This is a genomic window from Domibacillus mangrovi (assembly GCF_001906925.1).
Taxonomy (GTDB): Bacteria; Bacillota; Bacilli; order Bacillales; family Domibacillaceae; genus Domibacillus; species Domibacillus mangrovi.
In genome coordinates this window covers 1-6,625 of the sequence record NZ_MRWQ01000018.1, presented here as the reverse complement: position 1 = coordinate 6,625, position 6,625 = coordinate 1, and the positions used below count along the sequence as shown (strand labels likewise).

At 36.3% G+C, this 6,625-nt stretch carries 6 protein-coding genes; all 6 read left to right on the top strand.

Translation table 11 applies throughout. The annotated features are described in order from the left end of the window. Positions 1 to 29: 29 nt before the first annotated feature. The 6 genes from hxlA to BLL40_RS14895 all read left to right on the top strand — a co-directional run bounded on the left by hxlA (position 30) and on the right by BLL40_RS14895 (position 5,054). Positions 30 to 671, top strand: a complete 642-nt coding sequence (gene hxlA / locus BLL40_RS14920) for a 3-hexulose-6-phosphate synthase (protein WP_073712662.1) — start codon at positions 30 to 32, stop codon at positions 669 to 671. 65 nt (positions 672 to 736) lie between these two features. Beyond that, positions 737 to 1,162: a cupin domain-containing protein gene (locus BLL40_RS14915; protein ID WP_073712661.1), complete on the top strand. Its 426-nt coding sequence runs from the start codon at positions 737 to 739 to the stop codon at positions 1,160 to 1,162. Between the two features lie 167 nt (positions 1,163 to 1,329). Beyond that, complete coding sequence (locus BLL40_RS14910) at positions 1,330 to 2,328, top strand: heme-dependent oxidative N-demethylase family protein (protein ID WP_073712660.1); 999 nt, start codon at positions 1,330 to 1,332, stop codon at positions 2,326 to 2,328. 17 nt (positions 2,329 to 2,345) lie between these two features. Beyond that, the gene (locus tag BLL40_RS14905) at positions 2,346 to 3,146 is read left to right on the top strand and encodes a dimethylamine monooxygenase subunit DmmA family protein (protein WP_073712659.1); all 801 of its coding nucleotides are present in this window, start codon (positions 2,346 to 2,348) and stop codon (positions 3,144 to 3,146) included. Positions 3,147 to 3,177: 31 nt separating this feature from the next. Next, on the top strand, positions 3,178 to 4,161 hold the full coding sequence (locus BLL40_RS14900) for a PDR/VanB family oxidoreductase (RefSeq protein WP_245797967.1): 984 nt from the start codon (positions 3,178 to 3,180) through the stop codon (positions 4,159 to 4,161). An 83-nt stretch (positions 4,162 to 4,244) separates the two neighbouring features. Next, entirely contained in the window at positions 4,245 to 5,054 is an 810-nt protein-coding gene (locus BLL40_RS14895) for a helix-turn-helix domain-containing protein (RefSeq protein ID WP_073712658.1), read from the top strand. Positions 5,055 to 6,625: the final 1,571 nt, after the last annotated feature.

Below are 6,625 nucleotides of genomic sequence, written 5' to 3'. Positions count from 1 at the left end.
ATAAACTACTTAGAAGGAGTGACATATCCATGAAATTACAATTAGCACTTGATCTAGTCAACATACAAGAAGGTATCGCAGTAGTGAAAGAAGTAGAACAATTCGTTGATGTCGTTGAAATCGGCACACCAGTTATTATTAACGAAGGCCTTCGTGCTGTAAAAGAAATGAAAGAAGCATTCCCGAACTTGACTGTTCTTGCAGACTTGAAAGTAATGGACGCAGGCGGTTATGAAGTAATGGTAGCTTCTCAAGCAGGCGCAGGTATCGTAACGATTCTTGGTGCAACAGATGATGCAACAATCAAAGGTGCGGTAGAAGAAGCGAAAAAACACGGTTCTGAAATCTTGATCGACATGATCAACATTAAAGATCTTGCAAAACGTGCACAAGAAGTAGATGCACTTGGTGTAGATTACATCTGTGTACATACAGGTTACGATCTTCAAGCAGCGGGTGAAACACCGTTTGAACAACTTAACACAATCAAAAGTGTCGTGAAAAACGCGAAAACAGCTGTTGCAGGCGGCATTAAATTGGAAACGCTTCCGGGTGTTATTGCAGCACAACCGGATCTTGTTATCGTAGGCGGCGGTATCACAGGCGCAGACGACAAACAAGCAGTTGCGGCAGAAATGCAACGACTCATTAAAGGTGCAGTTACAGCTTAAAGTAAAAAACACTTTTAAATGTAAGACAAAATAAATAAAAAATTAAACTTATAGGAGTGTCAAACATGAGCCAATCATCAACAGAAACAAACCAAAACCAATTGAGCCAAAAACCAGGAATCCAAATCTTTAAAGCAGCAGATTTAGACAAATTATTTCCAAAACTAGATGTAGGTACGATCATCAACCAACCAGGAGTAAACAGCAAAATTGTTGATGTACCAGTAAACACAGCATCAAATCCACTTACAATCGGCTTCTTTTCAATGTCACCAGGGGAATCATTTGATTTCTTGTATGACGTTGTAGAATACAAAGTCGTAACAAAAGGTAAATTTGTTATCCGTGACAAAGAAGGCAACCGTTACGTAGCAGAAGCAGGAGACGTTATCCTCTTCTCACCAGACTTCCCAGTTGTATTTGATGGCGAAAGTGATGGAGAAGCAATCTACACGAAACATGCTGCGGCTCTTCCAGCATTTATGCAATAATCAGCTTCATTAAAGCTGAATTTTCAAAAAGTACTATCCACAACAGCGTAATTACAAAAAGATATAATGATAATATAATGATAAGACATTCTATAAGAAGGTATTACTTATAGAATGTCTATCGTTTTCTAAAAAACACTTATATTTTATGAAGGAGGAAAAAAAGAATGGATAAAGCTACTCCTACCCCTGTAAAAATCGCAAAAATTCCAGATCAGCCTATACTAGAACGTTTCCCATGGCCATTTAAGTCAGATTTTCACGATTTTTCCAACAACTCTATACCACTTGAGCCGCCGATTATGCTTGATATTACTCCTGAATACATTGAAGAAATCAAATTGAAAAGGGAGCTTCTAGATAGCAGAAAAGAGCAAACTTATCAATCTGCTCCTCATTCGTTTGAAGCTCAATGGGAAATTCTTCAATTTACGATGGATGAAATGGCTTCCATTTACCCACACTATTTCACTGTGATTAAAAATGGAAATCAGTGGACATTCCAAAATCACATTCTTGGAGAAGAACAATCCTTTACTTTTGGAGATAACTCAACTTTGCCGTATGAGCCGTTAGACTTTATAGGACGTCATGTTCAAGCAGACTTGATTTATCTTGCACAAAGAGATGGAGATCTGTATTTAGACGCAGGACAATTGTGTTTTCCAGCTAATTGGTCGCTTAAGTTTGATTTTGAGATGGACTTTATGTCTATTCATTTTCCTGTACCATCACGTTTTACAACAACCGGATTAGCTGAGAAAATTCGGAATTTTATTATGAGAATGGAACCAGGGAAACCGTGGACTCGATTTAACTGGACAGTGACTGTTGAGCCAGTTCTTGATTCATCTCCTGAAGCATTTGATGAATGGGGAGCAAATAAAGATAATGTAACAAGTGAAAATGCAGGAGAAATAGTATATTTCAGGGTTGAAGATCAAAAGCTATTTCGACTTCCGCGTAGCAACGGCATTTTGTTCAGTATCCATACACATTTAATCAGACTAGATGAGCTAGTTAAAAATCCTCAATGGACGAAACAATTAAACAATATATTTGTTACTGTGGCAGACGATATAGCTGAATACAAAGGATTCCTTTCCTATAAAGATAAATTAGTGGGATATTTGGAAAGTAATATAGAAAAGACTACTTCAAATTAATCAAAGGGATGAGGATATTGAATACAGTCAAAGGCAGGGTCATACAAGAAGAGAGAGAGTTTGATCAAGGGTATGTGGCAGAAGTAGAATTGCTGGCAGGGTCCAATACTCAAATGATAGGCATTGCAAACCAAATTATATGCAATGATACTACATTTGAGCTTCCTGTTTATTTAGTTGAAACGGGTAAAAAGGAAGGAACATATCGCCTTCTAATTAATACATCAGATTACCCAGAAGAAAAAAGAGGACAATTCGTGGAACATCTTCGAATCGATGAATTCAAGTTGGCCGTTGAGGAAGACCCATACTTCGAACTTCACCATGATTGTCAAAAAATGCTGATTTTAATTGATCAATCGGCGCTTTTTGATAGTTTAGCAGATATTGATTTTCTTGCCTTAAAAAATATAGAATTCAATGTTTTTGTGAAAGCGAAAGAAAAAGATCCTGTAATGGATTATCTTCAACATAAGCATGGGGATCACATTGTAAGTATTTCATCATTTTCAGATGAAGATATACAATCTATCCTAGATAAGCAATTAATGGGTACAAAGCTGTTTATCTCTGGATCATGGACAATGGTTCGTGATGTTAAAGAAATTGCCTATGCAGCGGGTTTTACAGATGAAGAGATTCAAACTAAAGAAATCGGTGAAAAAGAAGAAAAAGTATACTGTGTGAAATGCTATAAATTCAGTAAGAAAACGAAAAGTAATGACCTAACGTGTGAACATTGTAAGACCGTTCTTGACGTTTCTGAACACTATTCAAAAACATTAGATGCATACTTAGGTTATATTCATGTTGACTAAGTTTTCAGTTTAGAAAGGAGAGTAGGCAAAATTGGATACTGCTACAGTTGAGTTGAAAAAATTGAATACTACTGCCATTGATGTGATTGTGGATAAAATTACCGTTGAATCCCCATCGGTTAAAAGTTTTCAGTTAAAGGCAGCAGACGGATCTAAATTGCCGCATTTTAGCGGAGGGTCTCATATTACGACGAGGGTTCAGAGTGAGCACGAACTACTTGAACGACATTATTCATTAACAAATGATATAGATCAAAATGAATACTACCAAATTGCTGTCGGCAGAAACACACATTCCAAAGGTGGATCTGTATATTGGCATGATAAGATAAAAGAAGGGGATCAACTAGAGATTAGTTATCCCAAAAACCATTTCCCACTTAGCTTTAGAGCTAAGCATCATGTCTTTATTGCTGCAGGTATTGGAATCACGCCGTTTATAGCTATGGCTTCTAGTTTGAAAAAGCAGGGGAAATCATTTGAACTGCATTATGCAGCTCCATCAAAAGAATTGTGTGCTTTTCATTCATTCTTGTCATCTACTTATCCAGACGAAACCAACTTCTATTTCTCAAGAACAGATCGAAGAATGACAACAGAAGTGATGAAGAACCAACCAATTGGAACTCACGTTTATTTTTGTGGTACTGAAGGAATGGTAAGAGAATTTTCAGAAGCTGCAAAATCATACGGATATCCTGATAGCAGTATTCATTTTGAACTTTTCACGCCGCCAGATTTTGGTCCATTGTATGCTTTTGAAGTAAAACTGAATCAAAGCAACAAAGTTCTTCAAGTTCCTGAAGGCGAAACTTTATTAGATGTTTTACTGGAAAATGGTATTGATGCACCTTATTCTTGTAAAGTCGGTGGATGTGGCAGCTGTCAAGTTGATGTATTAGATGGTGAAGTCGACCACAGAGATACCTTCCTTACGGATGAAGAAAAGAAAGAAGCAAATGTCATTTTGACATGTGTTTCACGTGCAAATGGCTGTGTAGCCATCGATTTGTAATTTAAATAAAAAGCTTTAAGTAATCAGTATTAAAACGTTAGTATACTGTATTGAATATGTACGAATTAGAGGAGTGAAACAACATGAAAGCCCTTACTTTTTTTCCTTCTCAACCTGAAGTTCAGTATAAAATGGATGAATACATCGAGCAGCGACCATTAAACCGTCTCATAGGTAGAGATATTGCCTTATATTATCAGTTTAAAACCCAAGAGGATTCAATAAATCCATTTGCACTTATACCTGATGGTTGTTTTGACTTGCTGTTTTGTTGTTGTCCGAAAAAGCCATCTATTTTTCTTTGGACCAGTCCACTGGAACGGAGAGAGCAGCAGTTAAGTTTTCAAAAAGGCTGTGAATATTTTGGTGTTAGATTCCAGCCTGAGCAAGGGCTTCTCAAAATAAATTGTTCAATGAGGGATCTTCTAGGTAAAAAAATACCTTTAGATGATATTATGTCTGTAGATCCTTTTCTTATGGAGAAAATATTAAAAGGCAATAGCTTTACCGAGAGAATACACCTCTTTGAATTATTTATTAAAGGCATATCACCACAATCACAATCTCAAAATATTGTAGGTTATTGTATTAACCAAATTTACTTAGCTAATGGAAACATCAGTATTAATGATTTAACAGTAGATACTGGTTATTCAGATCGTTATATACGTAAAAAATTTGAAGAGTCTATCGGCTTTTCACCAAAGCAATTTAGTGAAATTGTTAGATTTCAAAATTCTTTAGCCATGATTTTCGAAAAAAATCATCATAACCTAGCGGATATTGTTTATGAAAATGGGTATTATGATCAAGCACATTTTATTAAAGGATTTAAAAAGTTTGTTCATTTAGCTCCAACTCAATTTATAGGAAGCCTTTATCAGCAATCGTAAATTTTTAAAAAATGTGTTAAGAAAGGAAAAGCATGGTTACTTATTTAGACAATTATGTAGTCTTATCACTTGATTATATCTCTTCATATTACTACATGTTTAAATGAACAATCTCTCATGTCAATGGCTGATCGATGTTCCTTCATGTTTCAACCTAGCAGCGATACAGTATGCATAGTGATCAAACGTTTCTAAAAAGACAATAGACTTACTGCTAACTTAAAACTGAAGTAATGCCGATTAGCCTTAATACTATAGCTGATGATAGGAATACATTATTCTAGCTTATTTTTCGCGATATCCAGCTATATATCGTTATTATTGCTGTTATCAAATAAACATAGCTTGTATATAAAAAAACAAAAACGTCTCTATATTACTTGTCTATATAATTAAGAATAATTTTTATATTTGAATTTTGCACATAATGCTTAATTCAAATGATATTATTTTAAAACAATTTTTAATTAAATATCTAACTCGCAAGTAATAGAACCGATGAACTGAACTATACCCCGAATGATGGACACTTAAAATGTCCCTATTCGAGGCTTTTTGTGTTTTGGCGAAAAAACCCGTTTATAACAAAATGAGTGGAGGACATAAGGATGAGTAATATGAAATTCAAATACGACAGCTGGAACATAATCCAAATGTGAAACATGTTTCAGTGCGTTCTATTTCTTATCAGCCTGACTTTAAAGTAATCGCGATCAAAGAAAATCTGCAAGGATAAGCACCTTCTTAAATCTTTATTGATCATGGATTTGATCTTGAAATGATCGGTAAAGACAAACCAAACAGCTGTTTAAAACTTTTGGAAAAGGCGCCTCTGGCAGACCCTCTTCGAAGGAAGCCGATCAAGAAGAGGCCATTATGATTTCAGAAAAGTTCCAGCTAATTGAACAAACGATTCGATGCTTTAAGCTCCCACGTATGACAGTATGACAGCGTAGCGTACCTTTGCCGGATTTCAGGTGTCAGCCGGAGTGGCTATTCCGCTTGGCTAAAGTTTGAAAATACTTGGACGATCAAAGCAGAGAAGGACTGGCAGGATTATGAACTCATCAAGATAATCTACGATGCTAAGAAAGGAAAAGCTGGATTCAAAAGAAAATCAGAAGATTAATGGCTACGTTTAACCTGATCGTAAAGGTCCGACAGGTGAACCCTTATCAAAAACTGGCGAAAGTCACGCAGAGGAACACAAGGCGCTGCCAAACCGATTAAATCGCGAATTTGATCAGGCTGAGCCGGTAAAAGTCTTGCTTATGGATCACCTATGTGTACTATGGCTCTGACCGGCCAGCGTACCTGTCTTGTGTAAGAGATGCGGCTACAAGGAAGATTCTTGCATATGATCTCTCAAAAAGCTTAACGATGGATATACGCTTAAGAAACTGTCTGATACTTTAGGTGATCTGATTCATCCAGAAGCACTACTTCACTCCGATCAAGGATTCCACTACATGCATCTTTAAATAAATGAATGAACAAAAAAAGAACAGTTTTCACTGTTCTTTTGGCTGCCTGGCGGCGTCCTGCTCTCACAGGGGGAAACCCCCAACTAC

What these genes read in the sequence shown, in the direction of transcription:
- BLL40_RS14895 (WP_073712658.1), top strand. Translation starts at nt 4,245, where the DNA reads ATGAAAGCCCTTACTTTTTTTCCTTCTCAACCTGAAGTTCAGTATAAA.
- hxlA (WP_073712662.1), top strand. Translation starts at nt 30, where the DNA reads ATGAAATTACAATTAGCACTTGATCTAGTCAACATACAAGAAGGTATC.
- BLL40_RS14910 (WP_073712660.1), top strand. Translation starts at nt 1,330, where the DNA reads ATGGATAAAGCTACTCCTACCCCTGTAAAAATCGCAAAAATTCCAGAT.
- BLL40_RS14915 (WP_073712661.1), top strand. Translation starts at nt 737, where the DNA reads ATGAGCCAATCATCAACAGAAACAAACCAAAACCAATTGAGCCAAAAA.